Annotated in this window: 2 protein-coding genes; both read right to left on the bottom strand. The window is 34.3% G+C overall.

What is annotated here, in order from left to right; all coding sequences use genetic code 11:
- Window positions 1-267: 267 nt before the first annotated feature.
- Window positions 268-645 (bottom strand): hypothetical protein, encoded by a 378-nt coding sequence (locus tag ACQKDS_RS20170; protein ID WP_399674042.1) that lies wholly within the window; start codon window positions 643-645, stop codon window positions 268-270.
- A gap of 353 nt (window positions 646-998) precedes the next feature.
- Window positions 999-1,817 (bottom strand): zinc ribbon domain-containing protein, encoded by an 819-nt coding sequence (locus ACQKDS_RS20175; protein ID WP_399674044.1) that lies wholly within the window; start codon window positions 1,815-1,817, stop codon window positions 999-1,001.
- Between the last annotated feature and the right edge of the window lie 99 nt (window positions 1,818-1,916).

Raw genomic sequence — 1,916 nt, forward strand, 5'->3', positions numbered from 1 at the left:
TGCTTTTTGCTTGATGCTGATTTTGTCATGTGAGCTACCTCTGGTTAAGAGTTTACTCACTTAGCGCCGTGTCCACTATTGCTGGGTAAGATCAAACTCCTTCTGTCTGTCTGCTAATTACCTTAGCTTGTTTTCCTGAATCACTAGGGATAGAAAAATAAATTTGCAAGCAGGAAAGAAAGATGCAGAATTATTCATTGTTCTCTTCATTATGATAAGTTTAGAAAGGTCGTTTCATTCCTGTAAACCGACCTTTTGTCCTTTTTTTTATGAATGTTTAGGTGTTGCGAGTACTTCAAGGTTGTGCACATCGACAATAGACAGAAGCTGCTTCACTGATTCGTATGCCAAGGGGAGTTTCATTACCAATGTTGAGTACATAATGAACTTCACTTCGTTATCTTCTATATCGACTTCTGTTACATTGCCATGATCAATATTTAGACCACGATAACAAATCTCGTCGCCCTTCAGATAGATTGTGTGAATCCTCTCATCACCTTGATACCGATCCAAAACCTGAATGTAGGCTTTAGCTTCGGTCTTCTTACGTTGGATGGTGACATCGAACCCTGCTAGCTCGTTGAATAAACGATTGATTTCACTAACAATTACTGTTGATACCTTACTATTTTTTTTTGACATTTTTTTACCCCTCTAAATTAAAATTCATCTCATGGTTTACCTCCTACGGCTGATGTTTTGTTCGAATGACTATATGTTAACGGGCAAAATTGGCTCGATCAAGGAATAGTAATAACCATTTCATTCATAATAACTTTATATATGGTAGTCGAAAGTATCTAAGATTTTTTCAGTATCTCCGTACTTTATTGCTAGTACAATCATATAAGATTTCAATAGTATTCCCGTACTTCTTAAGTAGTACGCCAGTGTATCGTTTTAAAGCAATCTCAATACCATATAAGTGAAAACGCTCGAAGAAATAACTCTTCTTTATCCACATTAAAATCACAAAATACGCTATATATTCTTACTTAAATCCATTCAATAAAATCTTCATTGATATGATAGTCAAAATCAATAGGCTCTCGTCCAGCCATCATTATCATATATTTTTGAATGTCTTCTACATTTTTATCTTTACTAGCTTTCAACGTCCAAACATCACCGGAAGAATTTACTTGAAACACTAGTTTTTCATTTTCAGAAAAACTATATGTTCTCCATCCGTCTTGTTTTTCAATTTCTCCGATAGCTTCTATTGTAGATTTTTTCTTATTGATCAGTAGGACATGTTTAATACAGTCATCATTATGATAATGAATATCAGCAATGACATGACTTTTACTCGGCAATACATCAATACGCTTGATTACCTTTCGTAGTTCTAACTCCAGTTTTGAACGTTCAATAATATTTGAAATTTCATGTATATCATCAGAAAACTCAATATTAGTAACATTTACTGTGTCTTTTTTATCTGCAAGTTTTTCTTTAGTATTCTGTAATTTTTCTTCTGCCTGAGATTTTTGATCCAACATGTCAAAACTCGGCATCCGGCCCTGTTGTCTTAGTTTTTCCATTCCTATACTGAAAGTTTCTATGTAAGTCTCTAACTCTACAATTTCACTCCTTAATATGTCAATATCACTAACTGAACCAATTAGATTGTTTAGTACTTTTTCAACATCAATACCTTTAACATACTTAAGAACACCTTTTTCAAAAGGCATATATGGCATCATTTGTGCCTCACATCCTTTTTTATTTCTCGAGTTATCACATTTTATATAAGTATACCCATTGGTACTGCTAGTTGTTAATGCAGCACCACACAAAGAGCATTTTAACAAACTATGATCTTACCCAGCAATAGTGGACACGGCGCTAAGTGAGTAAACTCTTAACCAGAGGTAGCTCACATGACAAAATCAGCATCAAGCAAAAAGCAG

The organism is Serratia sp. NPDC078593 (assembly GCF_050268245.1).
In the GTDB taxonomy this organism is placed as follows: domain Bacteria; phylum Pseudomonadota; class Gammaproteobacteria; order Enterobacterales; family Enterobacteriaceae; genus JBNNGK01.

Excerpts from the sequence above, each read along its gene's own strand:
- ACQKDS_RS20170 (WP_399674042.1), bottom strand. The coding sequence starts at position 645 with ATGTCAAAAAAAAATAGTAAGGTATCAACAGTAATTGTTAGTGAAATC.